The organism is Pseudarthrobacter sp. GA104, assembly GCF_009741265.1.
Taxonomy (GTDB): Bacteria; Actinomycetota; Actinomycetes; order Actinomycetales; family Micrococcaceae; genus Arthrobacter.
Genome location: NZ_WOWL01000001.1, coordinates 749,409 through 773,005, shown reverse-complemented (window position 1 = coordinate 773,005; position 23,597 = coordinate 749,409). Strand labels below are relative to the sequence as shown.

Sequence of the window (23,597 nt, the reverse complement as noted above, 5' to 3'; positions counted from 1 at the left end):
TTGTTAGCCAATAGGGCTATATTTGTTCTGCCCGGCTGTTAAAGCCGGAAGCCGGCCGTCGCCGGGGTCTACTTGGGGGAACCGATCCATGAATCTTCGCGGGAAAGCACGCGCAAAAGGCGCCGTATCCGCACCCGCGTTCCGCCACAGGCTCTTCCGTTCCCGCCTTTTCGGCAGCACCGCATTTGGGCTGGCGCTCATTGTGCTGGTGGTTGGCGCGGTGCTGTATCCGGGGTTCAAGACCACGGAGGTGGAGTTGAACGACGGCGGGGTGTGGGTGGTCTCGAAGTCGAAGAATGCGGTGGGCCGGCTTAACTACCCCTCCCGCGTTCTTGATGGGGCTGTGACGCCCGCTTCGACGACGTTCGACATCCTGCAGGATGCGGGGGATGTGTTCGTCGATGATGAGACCGGGTCAACACTGAACCAGGTGTCGCCGGCGAACATGCGGCTGGGCGGGGATAAGCAGTTGCCGGGATCGGCGGACGTGAGCTTCGGCTCGGAGGTTATTTCCGTGACGGACGCGGCGTCGGGCAAGGTGTGGGCGGTGTCTCCGTCCACTGTTAATGGTTTTGACGAGGAAGCGTCGGAGCCCGTGATGGTGGGTTCGGAGGGCATTGTCTCGGCGGTCGGGGATGATGACCGGATTTACTCGGCGGACCCCAAGTCCGGCGCGGTGACGGTGACGGCTGTTGACGCCAACGGCGAGGTGACGGCCTCGGAGTCGGAGACCTGGGCCGAGCTGAAGGGTTCGGGGGATCTGCAGATCACGGTGGTGGGGGACAAGCCGGTGCTTTTGGATGCGGCGGCCGGGAAGTTGTTCCTGCCCGGCGGGAAGCGGCTCCAGTTGGAGAATGCGCGGGAGGCGAAGCTGCAGCAGGGCGGCCCTGCCAGCGGTTTCGTGGCCATCGCTACGCGGAAGGCGTTGCTGAAGCAGCCCTTGGACGGATCCGCGGCGAAGGCGGTGGCGTTCGACGGCGAGGGCGTGCCGGCTGCCCCGGTCCAGTTGGGCGGGTGTGTGCATGCGGCGTGGTCCGGGGCTAACAAGTATGTGCGGGACTGTGTCAATGATGGTGATGACAAGAACGTTGACGTGCCCAAGGCGAGTGCCTCGCCGTCGTATGTCTTCCGGGTGAACCGGGACCTGGTGGTCCTGAATGACGTGAACTCCGGGAACGTGTGGCTGGTGAACCAGAACATGCAGCTGGTCAACAACTGGGACGACGTCATCCCGCCCAAGGAAACGTCCGATGACGCGGACAAGGATTCCGCCGACGAAGTCCAGCAGACGGTGCTGCCGGACCGCACCAAGCCCAACAGCGCTCCGGTTGCCAAGCCGGACACTTTCGGGGTCCGGGCCGGCAAGACCGCTGTGCTCCCCGTCCTGGACAACGACACTGATCCGGACGGCGACATCCTCACCGTGCGCGCCCCTGATCAGCTTAAGTCCGGCGTTCTCGCCCCGATTTACGGGTCCACCGGCTTCCAGGTCGCCATCCCTGCGGACAAAGCCGGTTCCGAGACCTTCAAATACTCAGTGGACGATGGCCGGGGCCTCACCGCCTCCTCCGACGTCACGCTCAATATCATCCCGGCAGGGGAGAACTCCGCCCCGCGGCAGAAGCCGAACCGCAACACCACGCTCGTTGTGCAGGCGGGCAAGATCGTCAGCCAGAACGTGCTTCCTGACTGGATGGATCCGGACGGCGACGATCTGTACGTGGTCAGCGCTGCGGGCAGCGATCCCCGCGACCAGGTCAAGGTCCGACCGGACGGCCTGCTGACCTTCCAGGACGCCGGAACGGAGCCCGGCCGCAAGGCGGTCACCCTGACCGTTTCCGACGGCCAGTCCACAACGGAAGGCAAGGTCACGGTAGACGTCCGCGCCTCCGGCGCCCTGCCCCCGATCGCCAACGCGGATCACGTGGTGGCCGTCGCAGGCGTCGACGCGGTGATAGCACCCCTGAAAAACGACTCCGACCCCCAGGGCGACGCCCTCCGCCTGGCCCAGGTCACCCCGGACGGCAACGCCACAGCAACCCTGCGGGCGGACCAGCAGACCTTTACGTTCAACTCCGCGGCCCAGGGACCGCACTATGTCACTTACCTGGTAACCAACGGGCCGGCCAGCGCCCAGCAGCTGGTCCGGGTGGACGTGGTGTCCGGCGACGGTGATGGCGCACCCGTCGCGGTGCGCGACACAGCCCTGCTGCCAAGCGGCGGAACTGTGCTGGTGGACGTCCTGGGCAATGACTCGGACCCTTCCGGCGGGGTCCTGGTAGTCCAGTCCGTCACAGCTGCCGACGGGTTGCCGGTCAGTGTTTCAGTGCTGGACCACGCGGTCATCCGGATCACCGACATCCGGGCGCAAGGCCAGCTCAACGTCAAATACACAATCTCGAACGGCTTGGCCTCGGCCAGTGGCGACATCGCAGTGCTGGTGGTGCCCGCCCCGGCCAAGCTCCAGGCCCCCCAGGCGAAACCCGACGAAGTGTCCGTCCGGGTGGGCGACGTGGTGACCATCCCGGTCCTCGCGAACGACTCCGACCCCAACGGCGGGAAACTCACGCTTGAGCCCGAACTGGCGCAGAAGCCCGACGACACCGACGGACGGATGTTCCACGCCGGGGACACGTTGCGTTTTATCGCCGGAGACGTGCCCAAGACCGTCTACGCAATCTACAAAGTCACCAATGAATCCGGCCAGTCGGATTCGCAGCAGGTCACCATCCGCATCCGCGCCCGGGACGACGAGCGGAACACCCGTCCCGAGCCGAAGAACCTCACCGCCCGCGTGGTGTCTGGAATGGTGGTTCGGATCCCCGTCCCGCTGGACGGCATCGACTCCGACGGCGACTCCGTGCAGCTCATCGGGGTGGACAAAGCCCCCGCCATGGGAACAGCCGTGGCCAGGGACGGCTACCTCGAATTCACCGCCACGGGCACGGCGGCCGGCACCGATACCTTCACCTACCGGGTCAGGGACAGAATCGGCGCCGAGAACACCGGCACGGTCATTGCGGGCATCGCGCCACCCGAGGCCAACAACCAGAGACCCATCGCAGTGGACGATTCCGTGGATGTCCGTCCCGGACGCAAGATCGCCGTTGACGCGCTCAGCAACGACTCCGACCCGGACGGTGACCCGATCGGGCTCGTCAGTAACGCGTTTGAAGCCCGGCCGGAACTCGGTGTCGAAACCGCTGACGGCAGGGTGCTGCTTACTGCGCCCGGCAACGCGGGCAATGAGAACGTCAGCTACAAGATCCAGGATGACAAAAAAGCCCAGGGCAGTGCAGTGATCCGGGTCAGCATCTCTCCCGACGCCACGCTGAAGGCGCCGGTTGCGAAGGACGATGTGATCACCCCCGCCGAGACGCTGGGCAAGTCCGCTGTCGACGTGCCGGTGCTGAAGAACGATTCAGACCCCGACGGCGTGGCCGCCGAACTCAAGGTCAGCCTGCCGGACGGCAACCCGAACGCCCGCGTCGGCGGCGACGGCAACGTTGTGGTCGGCCTTGCCGCGGGGGACCAGCTGGTTCCATACACTGTCACCGACGTGGACGGCCAGAGCGCCACTGCTGTCATCTGGGTGCCCGGTCAGGGTGAACAGCACCCCAGCCTGGCCAGGACCGACGTTGTGGAAGTGATGGCCGGCAAGGAAATCACCTTCGCCCTGAGCGAATACGTGCGGGTCCGGGAGGGCCGATCTCCCCACATTACGCAGGCAGACAAGGTCCAGGTCCAGGGCGCTGACACCCAGGGCGTCATCGCCGGAAACGGCGACGCCCTGCGCTATGCGGCGCTCAAAGACTACGTCGGCCCCGGCTCCGTGACGTTCGAAGTGACAGACGGGTCCGGTCCGGAAGATCCGCAGGGCCTGAAATCCACCCTGACCATCATCACCCGGGTCATTCCGGACCCGGCCGCGAACCACGAGCCCACCTTCAGTGGAACCGACCTTGACGTGCCGAAGGCCGAAACTGCTGCCCTTGAACTGGGCACCCTGGCCAGGGACGTGGATGCCGGGGACCAGGAGAAGCTCAAATTTGAGTTTGACGGGACCACGCCGGAGGGCTTCACTGCCTCCCTCGAGGGGCAGACACTCAAGGTCAGTGCTGCAGCAGGCTCGCCCGCCGGCCGGAAGGGAAACATCCCGCTGAAGGTCACCGACGGCCGATCCGAACCGGTCAAGGCCTCGGTAACAGCCACGGTAGTCGCCTCCAACCGGCCCCTTCCCACAGCCGGGGAAGACGTCATCGAAAAGGCCAACGCGGGCCGGGCCGAGACCATCAACGTCCTCGCCAATGATTTCAACCCCTTTGCCGACACCCCGCTGGAAATCGTTTCAGTGGCGGTGGAAACGGGGTCCGCAACAGGGCAGCCGGTGGTCGCCGGGGACTCGCTCACGGTGACTCCCGCAGAGGGATTCAAAGGCGTCATGGTGCTCCGTTACGTCATTTCGGACAAGACCGATGACCCTTCCCGCCATGCTGACGGCCGGGTGCGCATCACCGTCCGGGATAAGCCGGACCCGCCCTCGGCCCCCACCGCCACGGACGTGCGCAGCCGGACGGCTGTGCTCAAATGGGCGCCGCCGTCAGACAACGGCGCCACCATCACCGGCTACACCGTGCGCTCCAACACCGGATTTGAACAACAGTGCGCCACCACCACGTGCACTTTGAGCGGTCTGACCAACGACGTGAAGTACGTCTTCACTGTGACCGCCACCAATGAGGTGGGCGACTCCCAGGCGTCTGCGCAGTCCAACGAGATCCGGCCCGACGAAAAGCCGTCCCCGCCGGAGGCGCCCACGGTCAAAGCCGGCGACAAGAACATGGTGATCGACTGGCCCCCTGCCAGGACCGAGGGTTCGGCCGTCAAGAGCTACAACCTGGAGATCTCGCCACCGCCAGCCAGCGGCATCGCCGTGAAAAACGGGGTCACGGGCCTGACCTACACCTGGCCTGGCCTGACGAACGGCGTCCGCTACAAGGTGCGCGCCCAGGCGGTCAACGAGCTGGGCCCGTCCGACTGGGGCATCTACTCCTCCGAAGACAACCCTGCCGGCGTGCCCGCTGCGCCCGCGGCACCGACCTCCGCCGTGGCGTCTGCTGTGGGGAGCACCAACCAACTGCGCGTGAACTGGACCGAACCCGACACCAACGGTGACGCGATCAGAAACTACTACGTCACCATGAGCGGCGGCGGCGGCGCGCCGCAGACCCAGGCCATCCCGGGCACGGTACGCACGGCCAACTTCACGGCCAACAATTCCGAAGCCGAATACACCTTCACCGTCCAGGCGGAAAACAAGGCCGGCAAGGGCGCCGTCAGTCCCGCTTCGGCACCCCGGCGCGCCACCGGCAAGCTGGGCCAGGTCTCCGGAGTGACGGCCGCCGCGGCAGACACCGGCGGCGCTGGGCGACAGGTGACCATCAACTTCAAGGAACTAACGGCGGCCGAACGCAACGGGTCGGCGTATGGCGAGGTCAGCTACAGCTACAACGCCAGCACCGGGCAAACCGGTCCCATCAGGCCCGGGCAAACCGTGGGTGGCTTCACGAACGGTACGCCCACGTCCATCACGGTGGTGGCCAACTCAAGTGTGGCACCGAGTTCAGACGCCAGCACGGCCGCCACCACCACGCCGCACGGCGCACCCGGCACACCCTCTGCGACAGGGCAGAACGGCGGGCAAAACCAGAAGTCGCTGAGCTTCAGCTGGACCTCGCCGTCCACGGCCACCAACGATGTCGCCTACACGCAGATCAACATTGACGGCCGGGGCTGGGAAAGGGTGGCGGCTTCGGGAAGCCGGACAGTGAACACCGGCGGCTTCGACGAGCCCCACTCGATCCAGGTGCAGACCGTGAATTCCATAGGGAACGGCGGAGGCGTCGCCGAGGCGACCGCCAGGTCCGGGCCGGCCAAGACGGAGTGGGGCAACTCAATCGTTGGCTACCGGACGTGTACTGATGCGCCTGCCTCAGGCCAGACCTCGTGGCGGTCGCCGACGGGCGCGGAACACACCTGCGATGGTGTGGTCAGCGGCTATCCCTGGATCTACGGCTCCGGCCCAACCTTCACCGTCAACTGCTTTATGTGGCGGACCGTCCCCGACGCCCGGGGCACCTATAAGTGGTACCGCATCAGTTCGCATCCTGATGGGCGCTACGTTGGCCGCACCGTCCAGGTCGGCAACACCACCTTGGGTGAGCCTGAGGGACATGGAATCCCGCAATGCTAGAAGTAACGGGCAGCGCCACAGGTGGCACGGCGGGGGAGCGCTCCCCATCGCGGCCGCCGTCCTGCTTCGGTAGGCTAACCCGGGAACAGAGAGCCCTATACCGGGTCTTTGGACGGGCTGGCCTGGGGGCCGCCACAAATTTCAGGGGAAAAGTAAAGCTGTGACAACTCTGCTGGGGAAGCTTGGGCTGAAAAGACGCCACAAAAAACTCGTCACGGGCACTGCCTTCAGTGCCGTCGTCGCTGTCCTGGTCACCGGTGCCGTGCTGTATCCGGGGTTCAAGACCACCGAGGTGGAGTTGAACGACGGCGGGGTGTGGGTGGTCTCGAAGTCGAAGAATGCGGTGGGCCGGCTTAACTACCCCTCCCGCGTTCTTGATGGGGCTGTGACGCCCGCTTCGACGACGTTCGACATCCTGCAGGATGCGGGGGATGTGTTCGTCGATGATGAGACCGGGTCAACACTGAACCAGGTGTCGCCGGCGAACATGCGGCTGGGCGGGGATAAGCAGTTGCCGGGATCGGCGGACGTGAGCTTCGGCTCGGAGGTTATTTCCGTGACGGATGCGGCGTCGGGCAAGGTGTGGGCTGTGTCGCCGTCCACTGTTAATGGTTTTGACGAGGAAGCGTCGGAGCCCGTGATGGTGGGTTCGGAGGGCATTGTCTCGGCGGTCGGGGATGATGACCGGATTTACTCGGCGGACCCCAAGTCCGGCGCGGTGACGGTGACGGCTGTTGACGCCAACGGCGAGGTGACGGCCTCGGAGTCGGAGACCTGGGCCGAGCTGAAGGGTTCGGGGGATCTGCAGATCACGGTGGTGGGGGACAAGCCGGTGCTTTTGGATGCGGCGGCCGGGAAGTTGTTCCTGCCCGGCGGGAAGCGGCTCCAGCTGGAAAATGCGCGGGAGGCGAAGCTGCAGCAGGGCGGCCCTGTCAGCGGTTTCGTGGCCATCGCCACGCGGAAGGCGTTGCTGAAGCAGCCCCTGGACGGATCCACGGCGAAGACGGTGGCGTTCGACGGCGAGGGCGTGCCGGCTGCCCCGGTCCAGTTGGGCGGGTGTGTGCATGCGGCGTGGTCCGGGGCTAACAAGTATGTGCGGGACTGTGTCAATGATGGTGATGACAAGAACGTTGACGTGCCCAAGGCGAGTGCCTCGCCGTCGTATGTCTTCCGGGTGAACCGGGACCTGGTGGTCCTGAATGACGTGAACTCCGGGAACGTGTGGCTGGTGAACCAGAACATGCAGCTGGTCAACAACTGGGACGACGTCATCCCGCCCAAGAACGAATCCGACGAGCAGGACCAGGAATCCGCGGACAACAACACCATCAACGTCCTGCCGGACCGCACCAAGCCCAACCGTCCGCCGGAAACCAAGCCCGACGCCGTCGGCGTGCGCCCCGGCCGCACCACCATCCTCAGCGTCCTGGACAACGATTCGGACCCCGACGGCGATGTCCTCACTGCCGCCGTCGGGGATTCCGGACCCCAGGCCGGCAGCCTTGAGAACATCTACGGCGGCACGGCCTTCCAGATCTCCGTTCCGGCCGGCGCGAAGCCCGGAACGGAAACATTCAGCTACAGCGCCTCCGACGGCCGCGGCCTTTCCGCCACCGGGCAGGTCACCCTCAGCGTGGTGGCCCCCGAAGAGAACAAGCCACCCCGGTTCAAGCGCGGCGACAACACCACCATGCTCGTGGAACAGGGCAAAACCGTCAGCCAGAACATCCTTACCGACTGGATTGACCCCGACGGGGACGACCTGGTGCTCCTTGACGCCAAAGCGGACAACGACCAGGACCAGGTCAAAGTCCGCCGCGACGGCCTGCTGACCTTCCAGGACTCCGGTGCGACAGCCGGCAAGAAGGCCGTGGAGGTGACCATCTGGGACGGCAGGGCCACTGTCACCGGAAAAGTAGTGGTCAACGTCCAGCCGCCGGGAGCCCTTGCACCGGTGGTCAACGCCGACCACGTCACGGCAGTGGCAGGCCAGGACCTGGTCATCTCGCCGCTGAAGAACGACGTGGACCCCAACGGCGGCGCCCTCCGCCTGGCCCAGGTGGAGGCCAGCGGCCCCGCCGAGCTGGGTCCCGTGACCGACGGCGGCACCTTCACCTTCCGCAGCACCACCCCCGGCCCCGTCTACCTCACCTACATCGCCAGCAACGGGCCGCAAAGCAGCCAGGGGCTGATCCGCGTTGACGTCGAGTCCGGGGATGAAACCGGCAACCCCGTCGCCGTCCACGACGTCGCGCTCATGCCCACCGGCGGAAGCGTGCTGGTGGACCCGCTGGCCAACGACTCCGATCCCTCGGGGGGAGTCCTGGTGCTGCAGTCCGTGAAGCTGCCGGAAAATTCGACCGCATCCGTGAGCGTGATCAACCACAGCGTCCTGCGGATTACCGACATCCTCGGAACCAAGGACCCGGTCCTCTTCGAATACACCATGTCCAACGGCAAGAAGTCGGCCACCGGCAGCGTATCGGTGGTGCCCGTCCCGGCCCCCGCCGTCCTGGAAGCACCCCAGCCCAAGCCCGATGAAGTGAACGTCCGGGTCAACGACGTCGTCACCATCCCGGTGCTCGAGAACGATACCCACCCGCAGGGCCAGGAGCTCACCGTGGACCCGGTTCTTCCGCAGGGCGTTGATCCCGTGGACGGCAAGAGCTTCGTCTCGGAGAACACGCTCCGGTTCATTGCCGGCCCGCAGCCCAAGACCGTCCGGGCCATCTACAACGCCGTGGATCCGCAGGGCCAAAAGAGCGCCGCAGCGGTGACCATCCACATCCTTCCCCTGGAGGGGGCCGAAAACTCACGCCCGCAGCCGCGCAACCTGACGGCACGCGTAGTGGCCGCCGGCACGGTCCGGATTCCCGTCCAGCTGGACGGCATCGATCCCGACGGCGACTCCGTCCAGCTGACCGGCATCGACAGTACGCCCGCGATGGGCATGGCCACCGTGGGCAGCAACTTCATCGACTTCACGGCTGCCGGCAACGGCGCCGGGACAGACACGTTCCGCTATAAGGTGGTGGACCGGCAGGGCGCCGTCAACACCGGAACCGTCACCGTGGGCATCGCCCCGCGCGGCGAGGTCAACCAGAAGCCCACTCCCGTGGACGACGAAGTGAGGGTTCGCCCCGGCCGCCAGATCGCCGTCGACGCCACCGGCAACGACACCGATCCCGACGGCGACCTCATCCGCATCCTCAGTGACGGCATCGAGGCCGACGCAGCGCTGCAGGCCACGGTAAGCAAAGCGAGCGGCCGGATCATCCTGCTGGCTCCAGCAGAAGCCGGAACCGTCAACGTGCGCTACACCATTGCAGACGACCGCGACGCCTCCGCCCAGGCCGCAATCCGCGTCGTGGTGGACAACGAGGTTCCCCTCAAGGCGCCCATCGCCCGTGATGACAGGGTGACGTCCGCGCAGACCATGGGCAAAACCGCAGTGGACGTCCCTGTCCTGAAGAACGACGAGGACCCGGACGGCGTAGGGGAAAACCTCAAGGTCAGCACCGAAGCCACCACCGCCCGGCCCGGGGCGGACGGCAACATGATCGTGGACCTGACTGAGCAGCCCCAGCTCATCCCCTACACCGTGGAGGATGTGGACGGCCAGAAGTCGACGGCGGTGATCTGGGTACCGGGCCTCGGCCAGCAGGTGCCCACCCTGGCCAAGGACGAAGTGCTTGAGGTAGTTGCCGGCCAGTCCGTGGATGTTGACCTGGATGAGTGGGTCAGGGTCCGGGAGGGCCGCTCGCCGCGGCTCACCCAGACGGACCGCATCAGGCTCATCGGCGCCGACGGCAGCGACCCCGTGACCGGCGACGGCACGGGACTTAAGTACACCGCCGGCGCGGACTACGTGGGACCGGGTTCCCTTACCTTCGAGGTGACCGACGGGACCGGCCCGGATGATCCGGCCGGCCTGAAGTCCACCCTCAGCATCCGCACCAAGGTGCTGCCGGATCCGAACAAGAACAACCCTCCGGAACTGCTGGGCGCAAACCTGGACGTGCCCAAGGGCGACTCCGCGAGCACCGACCTGGGCAAGCTGACGGCGGACCCTGACCGGGACGACGTCGAAAAGATGAAGTACGAGCTGGTGGGAGGATCGCCTGCCGGTTTCAACGCCGGCATCGACGGCAAGACCTTGAAGGTTTCCGCGGCAGACTCGAGCGGGGCCGGGACGACGGCCGCCGTCCAGGTCAAAGCCAGGGATTCCCGCGGGCTCGAAGCCACGGCCACCTACCAGCTGAAGGTGACGGCTTCCAACCGGCCGAAGCCGGTGGCGAACGACGACGTGCAGGACAACGTTGCCGCCGGTAAACCGGTGACGGTGAACGTGCTCGCCAACGATGCCAACCCGTTCCCGGAGACCGCACTCAAAATCATTGCGGCCGCTGCGGAAACCGGCAGCGGCAACGTGGACGTGAACGGCGATTCCATCACAGTCACCCCTGCGCCTGGATTCACCGGCACCATGGTGGTGTCCTACACAGTGGCCGACAAGACCGGCGATGACTCCCGCAATGCCACCGCCCGCGTCCGGCTGACAGTCAAGGACAAACCCCAAACCCCCACCACCCCGCAGGCGCAGAGCGTGGGGGACCAGACGGCACTCCTGACCTGGACGGCGCCAGCGGACCGCGGTTCAGCAATCACTAAATACACCGTGTACGGAGAGTCCGGCTTCCGGCAGGACTGCCCCGCCAACACCTGCACCCTCAACGGGCTGGCCAACAACACCAAGTACCACTTCCAGGTCACGGCCACGAACGAGTTCGGCGAGTCCGACCGCTCGCCTGCGTCCGCCGAGGTGCGTCCTGATGTGAAGCCCGATACCCCGCTGGCACCGTCGCTGAAGTTCGGCGACAGGGAGCTGTCCGTCAACTGGACCGCTCCGGCCAGCAAGGGCTCACCGGTGAAGTCCTACGACCTGGAGATCTCGCCTCCTCCCGCCGGCCAGAACGCCCAGATCCAAAACCTGACGGGCGTCAGCTACGTCTGGAAGGGCCTGCAGAACGGCGTCTCCTACAAAGTCCGGGTCCTGGCCCGCAATGATGCCAAGGAACCCTCCGAGTGGAGCCCCTATTCAGCAGCCATGGTTCCGGCGGGCGTTCCGGCCACTCCGGCCGCACCATCTGCGTCGCAGGCGGGTTCGGTGGGTTCGCAAAGCCAGCTGAAGGTGAGCTGGACCGCGCCGAACAACAACGGCGACGCAGTCTCCGCCTACACCCTGACCACCCTCCGCGGCGGTGCCGTGGTGTCCAGCCAGCAGGTGGCCGGAACCACCCAGAACGTCACCGTGGACAACTCGGAAACGAACTACACGTTTACGGTGTCAGCCACCAACAAGGCGGGTACCAGCGGGACGAGCCCCCAGTCGGCTGCCATCCGCGCTGCCGGCAAGCCCGGCCAGGTCAGCGGTGGAACGGTGGCGGAAACGGGGAACAGCGGGCAGCTCAAGGTCACCTTCACGCCCCTGACGGAAGCCCAGCGCAACGGCTCCACGGCGAGCGAGATCGCCTACTCCTACCGGGCTTCAAACGGCCAGGCCGGGCCCATCAGTGCCCCCGGCGGCAACATCAACGGCCTGCCGAACGGCCAGGACATCACCATCAACATCATTGCCACGTCCACCAAGAACAACGTGTCCGGTGACGCCAAGGCCATCGGAGCCGGCAACCCGTACGGACCGGCCAATGCACCCAACGTGAACGGGGGCACATCACCGAAGGGCGATGGCCAGGTGCACTGGACCTGGAACAACCCGAACACCAACGGCCGTCCGCTGAGCCATTATGAGGTCAGCATGGACGGCGGAGCCTGGCAGAACGTCAACAAGGCCAACAGCTTCGATGCCGGCGCCGGCGGATGGAGCCAGAGCCATAGACTGCGGGTCCGTGCCGTGACTGTGGTGGACGGCGCCATCGGCGGGCCAGCGACCTCCACATCCGGCGCCGACCCGACGCCTCCTCCGGCACCCACAAAGGTCCGGGTCGAGGCTTCGACCGTCAACAGCTGCCCCGGAAAGCCGGGCGTTCCAGACCGATACAGCAATGTCAACGGCGATGCCCGGTGCGGTTCCAGCGACGCCAACTGGGTGTCCTTCTCGGACGGCTGGATCGACAGCGCCTGCTGGATGAACATCTACGGTTCGCCAGAGTCGGATCCCGGCTACTACAAGTGGTACCGCATGGATGGCGGCCCCTGGCCCGGCTGGTACGTCAAGCGCGCCACGATCGATATCAGCGGTCCGGACGTTCCCCGATGCTGACCGTTCAAGCCCACCCCCCGTTTCCGCCCCGCCTAACCAGCAGCCTCACCAAAGGACGTACATCATGACCATGACCATCGAGCAGGCCGCGTGGTTTGCAGACACCTTCGAGAAACTCGTTGCCAATGTGGGGCAGGCCGTCCTGGGCAAGGAGCACGTCATCCGGCTCACCTTCACCGCCATGCTCGCCGAAGGCCATGTGCTGTTCGAGGACGCCCCCGGCACCGGTAAGACCTCCCTGGCCCGGGCCCTGGCCGCCACGGTGCAGGGGTCCAACAACCGCATCCAGTTCACCCCGGACCTGCTGCCCTCGGACGTCACCGGTGTGACCATCTACGACCAGAAGACGCAGAAGTTCGAGTTCCACAAGGGCCCGATCTTCAACAACATTGTCCTGGCGGACGAAATCAACCGTGCTTCGCCGAAGACCCAGTCGGCTCTGCTGGAGGTCATGGAGGAGTCCCGGGTCACGGTTGACGGCGTCACCTACGAGGCCGGGCGCCCGTTCATGGTGATGGCCACGCAGAACCCCATCGAGCAGGCAGGCACCTACCGCCTGCCGGAGGCACAGCTGGACCGCTTCCTGATCAAGACCTCCATCGGCTACCCGGACCACGCCTCCACGGTCCGGCTGCTGGGCGGCTCCAACCTGAAGGACCGGTCGCAGGATCTCTCCGCCGTCATCACCACCCAGGCTGTGGCTGACATGGCAGACCTCGCCGCCACCGTGCACGTGGACACGGCCGTGCTCGAGTACATCTCGCGGCTCTGCGAGGAGACCCGCAACGCCCCCGAAACCCGACTGGGCGTCTCGGTCCGCGGGGCCCTGGCCATGGTCCGTGCAGCAAAGGTCTGGGCGGCCGGGCAGGGGCGGAACTTCGTGCTGCCGGATGACATCAAGGAACTGGCCCCGGTGGTGTGGACCCACCGTTTCGTCATGGATCCGGAGGCAGAGTTCTCCGGAGCCACTCCGGAAGCCGTGCTGACGCGGATCCTGGCGGATGTCGCGGCTCCCCAGCAGCGCACCAACGCTTGACGGTCCCGGCACGGACCCCACCACGTCCACGCAACAACGAAGGCACACATATGTCCACCGGCACCCCGTTGACCCGGCTCGCGGAGCGTCTCAAGCAACCCTTCCACAGGGATGGCCGGCCCACGCAACTGCACCCGTCGGCAGTCTGGGCCGAGGCGCGGAACACTGCAGCCATGGCGCTGGCGCCAGCCTGGCGTACCGTCCGGACTGCATGGCTGAAGTACGCCTGGCCCGTGCTGTCCGTGGTCAGCGTCCTGGGCTGGTCCGTCCTGGCTGCCGCCATCCTGCTCTGGACCACCGGGCAGGCGTTCGGCTGGCAGGAGGCGAAGGCTGCGGCCATCGCGGCGTTCGTGATGTTCCTGATTGCCATCGCCTTTGTCCTGGGCCGCTCTTCCTATGGAGTGCTCCTCGACCTCGCCCGCACCCGGGTGGCCGTGGGGGACAGTGCCGTCGGCAGCATCGCCGTGTCCAACACATCAGCCCGGCCCCTGCTGCCGGCAGCACTGGAACTTCCGGTGGGCAGCGTCACGGCTGTGTTCCACCTGCCCCGCATGAAGCCGCAGCAGGTCCACGAGGACCTCTTCACCATTCCCACCGCCCGCCGTGCCGTGATCGTCGTCGGACCTGTCCGGTCGGTCCGGGCAGACCCGCTGCACCTGCTGCGCCGCCAGGTCCTGTGGACCGAACCGGAAGACCTTTTCGTCCATCCGCGCACGGTGGCCCTGGCCGGTTCGGCCGCCGGCTTTATCCGCGACCTCGAAGGAATGCCCACCACGGACCTGTCCAGTGCGGACGTGTCCTTCCATGCGCTTCGCGACTACGTGCCGGGGGATGACCGCCGGCACATCCATTGGAAGACCACCGCGCGGACCAACAAGCTCATGGTGCGCCAATTCGAGGAAACACGCCGGGCCCACCTGGCCATCTCGCTGTCCATCAACACGGACGAATACGCCTCCGAAGCCGAATTCGAAATGGCCATCTCCGCAGCCGCATCGATCGGCCGGCAGGCCATCCGCGAGCAGCGTGAGCTGGACGTCCTGACCCAGAAAGGCCCGCTCCGCTGTGAAACCGGGCGGAACATGCTCGATGACATGACCAGGATTGTGGGAGCTCCCATGCGGCGGACCGCCGTCGACCTCGCCAGGACCCTTGCGGACACCGTCCCCAACGCCTCCGTGGTTTTCCTCGTGGTAGGCAGCAACGTGACGGCCACCCAGCTGCGCTCCGCGGCCGCGTCCGTGCCGCCCGGCGTCCGCAGCCTCGCGGTGCGGGTGGAAGCCGGCGCTTCGCCCGGCCGCGCCAACATCGCAGACCTCACCGTGCTGACGCTCGGCGACCTGAACGACCTTGCCATTGTGCTGAGAAAGGCCGCAGCATGACCTCCACGGAAGGCCTGCGCCCGCGCAGCACGCGCCCGCGCAGTGAACCAACCGGCACCAACCGCGGTGCGTCCGGCAGCGGCCGTAACCAGGCCTCCGCCTTCGCCGACGGCCAGCCGGCCTGGCACTTCCTGCTCGACGCCGGCGCGCTGACGGTCCTGCTGGGGCTTGGCCTGCTCGGCTTCGGCCTCAGCTTCGGCGGCGACCCGTACTACCTGTTCTCCGGCTTCGGCGGCATCCTCCTGGGCCTGGCCATCGGCGCGCTCAACGCGCACCTGCGGCTCGGACTGCTCATCACCACTGCGGTTGCCCTTGGCGCCTACCTGGTCCTCGGCACGTTGCTGGCGGTGCCCGACGCGGCAATCGCAGGTTTTGTCCCCACCCTTGACTCACTCCGGACCCTCCTCCTGGGGGTGGTGTTCGCCTGGAAGGACATGCTGACGGTCGGTGTCCCCGTGGGCACGGCAGGCGGCGTGCTGATTGTTCCCTTCCTGAGCTCCCTGGTCACCGCCCTGGCGGCCGGTGTCCTGACGTGGCGCCTTCGAAGCCCCTACTTTCCGCTCCTGCCGGTGCTGGTCCTGTTCGTTACCGGGATCGCCTTCAGCACCAACGCCGCCTTCCTCACCCTCGAACGCGGCATCGGCCTGACGGTCCTGGGCATCGCCTGGGCCACCTTCCGCCGGGACGCCCTCAGGAAGAACTCCACGCGAAAGGTATCCGTCAACAATCCGCAGACGGATACAGCCACCGCGCAGCGGGCGAAGATCCGGAGGTTGGGAATGGCCGCCGGCGTCATCGCCGTCAGCGTGGCCGTTACGGCGCTTTCGGCGCCGCTGGTCACCGCGGGCAATGACCGGAAGGTCCTCCGGAACGTGGTGGTCCCGCCGTTCGACCCCAAGGACTACATCACGCCGCTGGCCAGCTTCCGCACGTTCGTCAAGGACAAGAAGGACGACACCCTCTTTGTGGTCAAGGGTCTTCCCCGTGATGGCCGGGTCCGGCTGGGGGCCCTGGACGCCTTCAACGGAACCAACTACACCATGGACCCCAACGGCTCGGGAAACTTCAGCAAGGTCGGCGATACCGAATCGATCAACACCCTGGCGGACACCTCCGGTGTTGTTCCCACCAAGGACTACGCCATCAGCATCACGGTTGAGGACTACCAGGGATTCTTCGTGCCCGGCGGGCGTAAAACCACGGGGCTGAGCTTTGATGACAGCGCGTCGGCCGCGGCGTCCGGCCTCTACTTCAATGCCGGCACGGATACCGCCGTCACCACCAACGGGCTCTCCCGCGGCGATTCCTACAAGGTCCAGGTTTCGGATCCAGTGAAACTCGAACACGGGCAGCTGGCGCAGTACGACTTCGCGAAACTGTCCTTGCCCGATGCCACGGAAGTGCCCCCGGTGGTGGGGTCGCAGGCCAATGACCTGTCCACTGACGCCCCCACCGCCATCGACCGGGTCCGGCAGATTGAGGCGCATTTCCAGAAGACCGGGGCATTCAGCAACGGGCTGGTCAGCGAAGGCCAGCTCCCCAGTGTGTCCGGCCACGGTTCTGCCCGGATCAGGAATCTCCTCACGGCCAAGCAGATGCTGGGCGACGACGAGCAGTACGCGGTGGCCATGTCCCTCATGCTCCGCCACCTGGGCATCCCGTCCCGCGTGGTGATGGGCTTCTACCCCGAACCCACCAGTCCGGAAAACGGGGCAGGCGAAGTTAAGATCACCGGCAAGGACGTGCACGCCTGGGTGGAAGTGGCCTTTGAACGGGTGGGCTGGGTGAGTTTCGATCCGACGCCGCCCAAGGACAACATTCCCATCCCGCCGGACCCGGAAAACAAATCCAAGCCCAAGCCGCAGGTGCTGCAGCCGCCGCCCCCGCCGCAGGAACCCGCGGACCTGCCGCCGGACTCGTCGCCCGATGCACTGGATGCGGACCAGAAGAAAAACAACCCGTGGCTCTTCTGGGGCGCCCTGTTGGGCGCGCTGGGCATCGCCCTGATACCGCTGTCCGTCCTCGCGCTCCCGCTGCTGCTGGTCGTCCTGTTGAAATCACGACGGCGGAAGTCGCGGTTCAGCGAAGGCCATCCTGCGCAGCGCGTAGGGGGCGGCTGGAGCGAGGTGGTCAGCCTCGCCACGGACATGGGGGCCGCCGTCGACACCCGGGCCACCCGCCGCGAAAGCGCCGCGGTCCTGGCCGAGGCGTTTCCGGCCGCGGGCGGTACCACCACGATGCTGGCCCGCCGCGCGGATGCGTCGATCTTCGGTGCCGGCCAGCCCAGCGAGGACGAGGTGCGGGAGTACTGGACCATCGTGGACAGCTCGCTGAAGGAGATGACCTCCACGGCAGGTTTCTGGCAGCGGCAGCAGGCAAGGTTCTCCCCGCGGTCGCTGCTTGCTGACGCGCGCGGTGCCCTGGCCCGCCGCAGCCCGCTGGCACAGCGCGGCCGGCTTGCTTTGCCGGCCCTGTCGGCACTCAGGCCGTCCACCCGCCGTCGTACTGGCGCGGACGGCGAACACTCCGCAACGCCTGCACCGGAAGCAACGGCGGTGCAGGCAACGCCGCTGCAGGACCGGCAGGCGCCGGAACCGCCAAGGCAAGGACCTCCGGCGCCGTGACCGCGGAACTCCAGACATGCCCCCGCTGCCAGCGCTCCATCCGGGCCGGTGCGGCCTTCTGCACCTCCTGCGGAGCGCCCCTGCCCAACAGGGCGGCGCGCAGCAACCGCAACCTGCACACCGGCGGCCATGCCGGCAGTGACCCGCCGCCCGGAGCTGTGACTGCCCACCGTGCAGCGATTCCCGGTACTATCCCGGTAGTACAAAGCCCCCCGGCGCTTCAGGCCGCGGGGTTCGCAAACGCAGGCACGGGGCGGGGGCGCGCCGGCGGTTTCACCGCGCAGTCGGGGGCCGTCCCAGGGGGAGGAACGGGAATGGCAGTGAACCTTCAGCTTGTGCCGGCCACGGCCGGCAAGCGGCTTGGCGCTGCCGTCATTGACTGGCTGCCGCCGCTAACCGTGCTGGTGCTGACGCTCACCCTTGGCTTTGCCGGGATTACCCGCACCCGCAACGGCCAGTACATCACCTATGACACCGCCTCCCTGGTGCTGTTCGGCAGCATCGGGCTGGGCCTGACGCTGGTGTACCTGTTCGTGGTCATGGGGATTGAAGCGAGGACAGGCAAAACACCCGGCAACCTGCTCATGGGCATCCGCAGCGCGGACAACGACGGCTACGCGCCGGGCGCCGGCGCCGTCTTCCTCCGCGGCCTCCTTACCGGTGCCGGCATGCTGTTGGCGCTGCTGGCGGCGGTCCTGGTGGTGGTGTTCAAGTGGTTCGGACCGGCCCTGTTCATCCTTGCGCCGCTGCTTTTTGCGGGTGCCGCCTGGGCCGTGCTGGTGGTGGTGTCCAATACCTGGGACCGGAACGGCCGCCTTCGGGGATGGCAGGACAAAGCCGCCAAGGCCCTCGTTTTCGATGTGAAGGCCGGGCGCGACCCCATCACCACCGGCGGCATCCAGGGCCCGTACAGCTTCGCGCCGCTGGACCTGCCGCCGGTGCAGCAGGTGCTCTCCCCGGTGGCGGGCATTCCCGCCGCGTCCCCGCCGGTGCAGCCTTCCCCGCCCGTTCAGGCGCCCCCGCAGACGTCGCCGTCCCAGACCATGCCCTACACGGCACCTGGGTCCTTCGCGCCGCCGTCCGCCGCGCCGCCGTCCGCCGCGCCGCCGGGTACGTCAGCCGCCGCCGGTGGACCCGCTGGTGCGTCCGTGCCGATGCGCGGCGCGCAGCACCACGTGGACGACGACGTTGAACGCACCCAGGTGCGCCCGCAGGCAGGCGGGCCTGCACCCGTCGCCGTCCTCCGGATCCGCCTGGACGACGGGCGCGACTTCCAGTTGGACCGCAGTGTCCTGGTGGGCCGCAATCCCGTAGGCCAGTCCGGTGAACAGCATGCCCAGCTCCTGGCCGTCGACGATCCCGGCCGTTCCATTTCGAAAACCCACCTCCACCTGCTGACCGACGGCGCGGGGATCTGGGTGACGGACAGGAACTCCACGAACGGCAGCGCCGTGACCACCCCGAACGGCGCCAGGACGCCACTTGCGCCGGGTGTCCCAACTTTTGTTACGCCCGGATCCAGTGTCCACTTCGGAGACCGGACCTTTTACCTAGGACAGGCATGAACCAACAGCCCGCCAGCGTTCCCTCCACCGTCCAGCCGGGCCTCAGCCTGAGCTACGGCTATGGCACGGACCGGGGACTCCGCCGGGAGCTGAACGAAGATTCCTACCTTGCTTCCGATCCTGTGTTCGCCGTTGCGGACGGGATGGGCGGCCACGAAGCAGGCGAAGTGGCAAGCGGCATGTGCGTGCGGGCCCTGGCAGGGATTCCGCAGCTCGCAACGGGGGAACGCACCGTTACGGCCGCGGCGCTCCAGCAGTACCTGCTCCGGGCGGACTCGTCCATCCGGGAGGCTACGGGTGCCAGGGCGGGGACCACCCTGACCGGTGCAGTGGTAGTGGAACAAATGGGCCTGCCCTACTGGCTGGTCATGAACATCGGCGATTCCCGTACGTACCGCCTCAGCCAGGGGCGGTTTGAGCAGGTCAGCGTGGACCACTCTGAGGTGCAGGAACTTGTGGATGCGGGCGAGATCACCGCCGAGCAGGCCACTGTCCATCCTCGGCGCCACGTTGTCACCCGCGCCCTGGGCACCGGGGACGAGACCGAGGCCGACTACTGGCTGCTCCCCGTGGAGGAAGGCGACCGTGTCCTGGTCTGCTCGGACGGCCTCACCGGCGAAGTGGCGGACGAGGACATCCTCCGCATCATCAGCACGGTGGGCCACCCGCAGGACGCCGCCGACGCCCTGATCCAGGCTGCGCTGCGGAACGGCGGCAGCGACAACATCACGGTGATTGTGGTTGATGCCCGGAACGTCCTGAACGACGCCGGCGCCGCCACCACCGCGCCGCGGCACGGTCCGGACGCAGAAGAGGCAGACACGCTGCCCCGCTCCCATGGGAGCCAGGCTGTAACGCAGCCCTTGCCCCAACAAGATGGCGGACCTTCGGCGCACGAGAGCGGGGAACCCCACGATGACCGGCACTAGCTACGTCCCGGGCACCTGGCTGGGCATCCTCCGCTCGCGCACCGCGGTCCTCCTCGGCCCGGACACGACGCAGGCCACGGCGGGTGCGGTATGGGAACTCCTGGAAAGCAAGCCGGCGGTCCACGAAGTACTCCATGCCATCACCGGCAGCTCTGGCGGCTCACTCACCCGGATCCCGCCATTTGGCATCCTCGATTTCTCCGGTCCCTTGCGGGTGTTCCTCCGCGGCGACCTCGACCTCGCCGTGGAACTCCCGGACGGCCGGGTGGAACTGGACGGGCGGGACGTCACCACCTGGAACGAGCGCCGGTTTGCCCTGTCCGGAGCCTGCCGGATCAGCATCCCGGCCGGCGGTTCCGGAGACCAGCCGGAGTTGCCGCTGGGGGAGGGTGTGGTCCTGCTGCAGTCCCTGGTCCTCGGGCTGGGCCCTGCCCGGCCGGAACTGGCGCCGGCGGCGGCGGCTGCAGTGGCGGTCGATTCCGCAGGCGTAGCGGACCGGCGCGAGGCGGCGCCGGGAACGGACGAGCCGCGCGAGATAACAATCGTCCCGGAGCATGAGCCGGAGCCGGAGCCGGAAGCCTCAGCCGAGACTGTTCTCGCCGTGCCCGACGATGACGCGCAGGTCGATGCGTACATAAGTGCGTACGTAGATGAGGGCGACGTCCAACCGGCAGGGGCCGGGCCCGGGATGGAGGCGGGCGCAGGCACAGAGCCGTCCGCCCAAGCCGAAACAGCTGAATACCAGCCGGCGCAAGCGGCAATCATGGTGAGCGACCAGACGAGCTCCTACGACCACCTGTGGGAGCGGACGGTCATCCGGAGTATCGAAGACGCCGCAGTGCGCGAGGAAGCGGAGGTTGCCGATGCCGGAAACTTCACAGACTCCGCCGGCGCCGGGACTGCCGACGCCGTGCCTGGAGCGGAAGAACACAACGCGCCCGTAGTCCTCGATCCTGGCGGAGATGCGAAGGAGGCAGTAACGGAAGCCCCGTCCGCCGTCGAACACGCGCCTGGCGTGGCGGCGGCGCCCGCCGTCGGACACGCGCCTGGCGTGGCGGCACCCGCCGTCGAACACCCGCCGGCAGTGCAACAGCCCGCCGGGGTACTCATCGATTCTGTGCCGTGGAAAAAGGTCCCCGGCACCGCCGCCGCCGCGGCCGATGCCGCGCCAGGGCCTGCACCCGTGCCGCCCACCGTCCCCGCGACCCCGCCTGCAAACGCGGCCTTCGACAACGACCATGACGGACAGACGGTCATGAAGGGCAGCATCGGAGCTTCACCGGCGCAACCCGCCCCTGCGGCGGTTGCGGACCCGCAGGCCGGGCCGACCGTCCTGGCCCGGGTCTGCAGCCAGGGTCACGCGAATCCCCCCACCCGCGCGCAGTGTGCCGCCTGCGGGGCAGGGCTTCATCCGGACGCCGTGCAGGTGCCCCGGCCACGGCTGGGACGGGTGCGCCTGTCCACCGGGGAGCTGCTGGACCTTGACCAGTCATTGGTCATCGGCAGGCAACCCTCCGTGTCCCGGGTCCAGGGCGGCGTCATGCCCCGGCTGGTCCAGGTGCCGAGCCTGGAAGGCGACATATCCCGGTCCCACGTGGAGGTTCGGCTGGAGGGATGGCACGTCATGCTGTGCGACCTCAAGGCCACGAACGGAACCGTCCTGGTGCGTGAAGGCCAGCCGCCCCGCCGCCTGGCGCAGAACGAGATGGCCATCCTGCTGGACGGGGACATCGCTGAACTGGGCGACAACATCTCGCTGCGTTTTGAGGAGATTCCTTGAGTTCCAAACGGCCTGTAGCGCCGCCGCCCCGCATCCAGGGGTTCACGTACATCAGCCTGCTCGGTTCCGGCGGCTTTTCCGACGTCTACCTGTATGAACAGGACAGGCCGCGCCGCAAGGTGGCCGTCAAGGTCCTGCTTTCGGACCTGAAGACGGAGGGCGCCCGCCGCCGCTTCGAGTCCGAGGCCAACCTCATGGCGCAGCTGTCCTCGCACCCGTACATCGTCACCATCTTTGAAGCGGAGGTGACCGACGACGGACACTCCTACCTGGCCATGGAGTACTGCTCCCGGCCAAGCCTGGACGTGCGGTACCGCAGGCAGCGGTTTAGCGTGGATGAAGTCCTGGCCGTCGGCATCCAGGTGGCGTCCGCCGTCGAGACCGCCCACCGCGCCGGCATCGCCCACCGCGACATCAAGCCTGCCAACATCCTGGTCACCGACTACAACCGGCCCGCCCTCACCGACTTCGGCATCTCCGGCACCCTCGCCGGCGACAGCGACGACGACTCGGGCATGTCCATCCCGTGGTCCCCGCCCGAACAGTTCACCGATGGCGCCGTGGACGGGGTGATGGTGGATGTGTGGGCCCTCGGAGCCACGCTCTACACCCTGCTCGCCGGCCGCTCGCCGTTCGTCATGCCGGGCGCGGACAATTCACAGCGTGAGCTGATCAACCGGATCAGCAACACGCCGCTGCCGCGCCTGGGCCGCGCGGACGTTCCCGAGTCCCTGGAACAGGCCCTTTCGACGGCGATGGCCAAGTCGCCGCAGTCCCGCTATTCCTCAGCGCACGCCTTCGCCCTGGCCCTGCAGCGCATCCAGGCGGAGCTTAACCTCTCCGTCACGCCCTTTGAGGTGCTTGAGGAGCCGCAGCACGAGGACAGCCGGCCGGATGACGGCTTCGAAGAAACCCGGGTCCGGAGCATCGCCGCGATCGATCCGGAGCGGACGGGCAGCGCGCCCACCTTCCCCGCACGCACGTGGCCGCAGGCCGCTGGCGGGCAGGCAGGTGGCGGGCAGGCCGCTGGCGGACAAGCTCCCGCAGCGGATGCCGCGCCGTCGCGGTTTGCGCAGCCCGCGCCCGCCGTGCACAGCAGCCCCTCCACTCCTGCACCGGCGGCGCAGCCGCAGGAGTGGGACCACGCCACCGTCCTGCGCGGTGCCGCCGCGCCGCCGCGCCCTGGCGAGCAGGCACCGGGAGGCAATCTTCAAGAGGGTGCGGACGTCCCGGACACTACCGTCCACCGGCCGGCAAGACGCGACGAGCCGGCAGGCGTGCCGCTACCCGCCACGGACCACGGCAAACGCAATCTCTGGCTGGCAATCTCGGGCGGCACCCTGCTGGCCCTTGCCGCCGTGGTGGGCCTGGTGGTGGCCAACGCCTCGCCCGAAAAACCCGCTGCGGTGGAGACCCAGCAGGCCAGCAGGCCGCCGGCCGACGCATTGGACAACGGAACGGTGCCGGACGTGGAAGGCCTCAAGGGAACGGTGTCCGCGGACGGCAACGCCTCCTTCACGTGGCTGAACCCGCAGCCCAAAGAGGGTGACACCTACAAGTGGCGGGTGTACAGCATCGGGGGCGGCGGCGAATACCAGTCTGTCGAACAGCCTCCCGTCCGCGTCACGGCAAACCCGTCCGGCCAGACCTGCATCCAGGTGATGATCGTTCGCTCGGACGGAGCCTTCTCGCCGCTGGAGGAAGGCTCGATCGCTTGCGCCGGCACATGACCGCGGAGCGCCCTG

The 23,597-nt window shown here is 67.2% G+C and carries 9 protein-coding genes and 1 pseudogene; all 10 read left to right on the top strand.

Features of this window, described 5'->3' with window-relative positions; all coding sequences use genetic code 11:
• Nucleotides 1–88 precede the first annotated feature (88 nt).
• The 10 genes and pseudogenes from GK109_RS03430 (at nucleotide 89) to GK109_RS03390 (ending at nucleotide 23,582) form a co-directional block, all read left to right on the top strand.
• The gene (locus GK109_RS03430) at nucleotides 89–6,253 is read left to right on the top strand and encodes an Ig-like domain-containing protein (RefSeq protein ID WP_157238673.1); all 6,165 of its coding nucleotides are present in this window, start codon (nucleotides 89–91) and stop codon (nucleotides 6,251–6,253) included.
• A 160-nt stretch (nucleotides 6,254–6,413) separates the two neighbouring features.
• Nucleotides 6,414–12,536 (top strand): Ig-like domain-containing protein, encoded by a 6,123-nt coding sequence (locus GK109_RS03425; RefSeq protein ID WP_370460371.1) that lies wholly within the window; start codon nucleotides 6,414–6,416, stop codon nucleotides 12,534–12,536.
• A gap of 64 nt (nucleotides 12,537–12,600) precedes the next feature.
• The gene (locus tag GK109_RS03420) at nucleotides 12,601–13,572 is read left to right on the top strand and encodes a MoxR family ATPase (RefSeq protein WP_157238672.1); all 972 of its coding nucleotides are present in this window, start codon (nucleotides 12,601–12,603) and stop codon (nucleotides 13,570–13,572) included.
• Between the two features lie 50 nt (nucleotides 13,573–13,622).
• On the top strand, nucleotides 13,623–14,954 hold the full coding sequence (locus GK109_RS03415; protein WP_157238671.1) for a DUF58 domain-containing protein: 1,332 nt from the start codon (nucleotides 13,623–13,625) through the stop codon (nucleotides 14,952–14,954).
• On the top strand, nucleotides 14,951–17,578 hold the full coding sequence (locus GK109_RS03410; RefSeq protein ID WP_231754790.1) for a transglutaminase domain-containing protein: 2,628 nt from the start codon (nucleotides 14,951–14,953) through the stop codon (nucleotides 17,576–17,578). Before GK109_RS03415 ends, GK109_RS03410 begins: the two co-directional genes overlap by 4 nt.
• Nucleotides 17,575–17,655, top strand: a pseudogene (locus GK109_RS22195) (zinc-ribbon domain-containing protein); the annotation flags it as partial. The gene GK109_RS03410 and the pseudogene GK109_RS22195, both read left to right, overlap by 4 nt.
• 237 nt (nucleotides 17,656–17,892) lie before the next feature.
• Entirely contained in the window at nucleotides 17,893–19,143 is a 1,251-nt protein-coding gene (locus GK109_RS03405) for an RDD family protein (protein ID WP_231754951.1), read from the top strand.
• Entirely contained in the window at nucleotides 19,140–20,072 is a 933-nt protein-coding gene (locus GK109_RS03400) for a PP2C family serine/threonine-protein phosphatase (protein WP_157238669.1), read from the top strand. Before GK109_RS03405 ends, GK109_RS03400 begins: the two co-directional genes overlap by 4 nt.
• Entirely contained in the window at nucleotides 20,059–21,852 is a 1,794-nt protein-coding gene (locus GK109_RS03395) for an FHA domain-containing protein (protein WP_157238668.1), read from the top strand. The genes GK109_RS03400 and GK109_RS03395 overlap by 14 nt, the downstream gene beginning before the upstream one ends.
• Nucleotides 21,849–23,582 (top strand): serine/threonine-protein kinase, encoded by a 1,734-nt coding sequence (locus tag GK109_RS03390; RefSeq protein WP_157238667.1) that lies wholly within the window; start codon nucleotides 21,849–21,851, stop codon nucleotides 23,580–23,582. Before GK109_RS03395 ends, GK109_RS03390 begins: the two co-directional genes overlap by 4 nt.
• Nucleotides 23,583–23,597 lie beyond the last annotated feature (15 nt).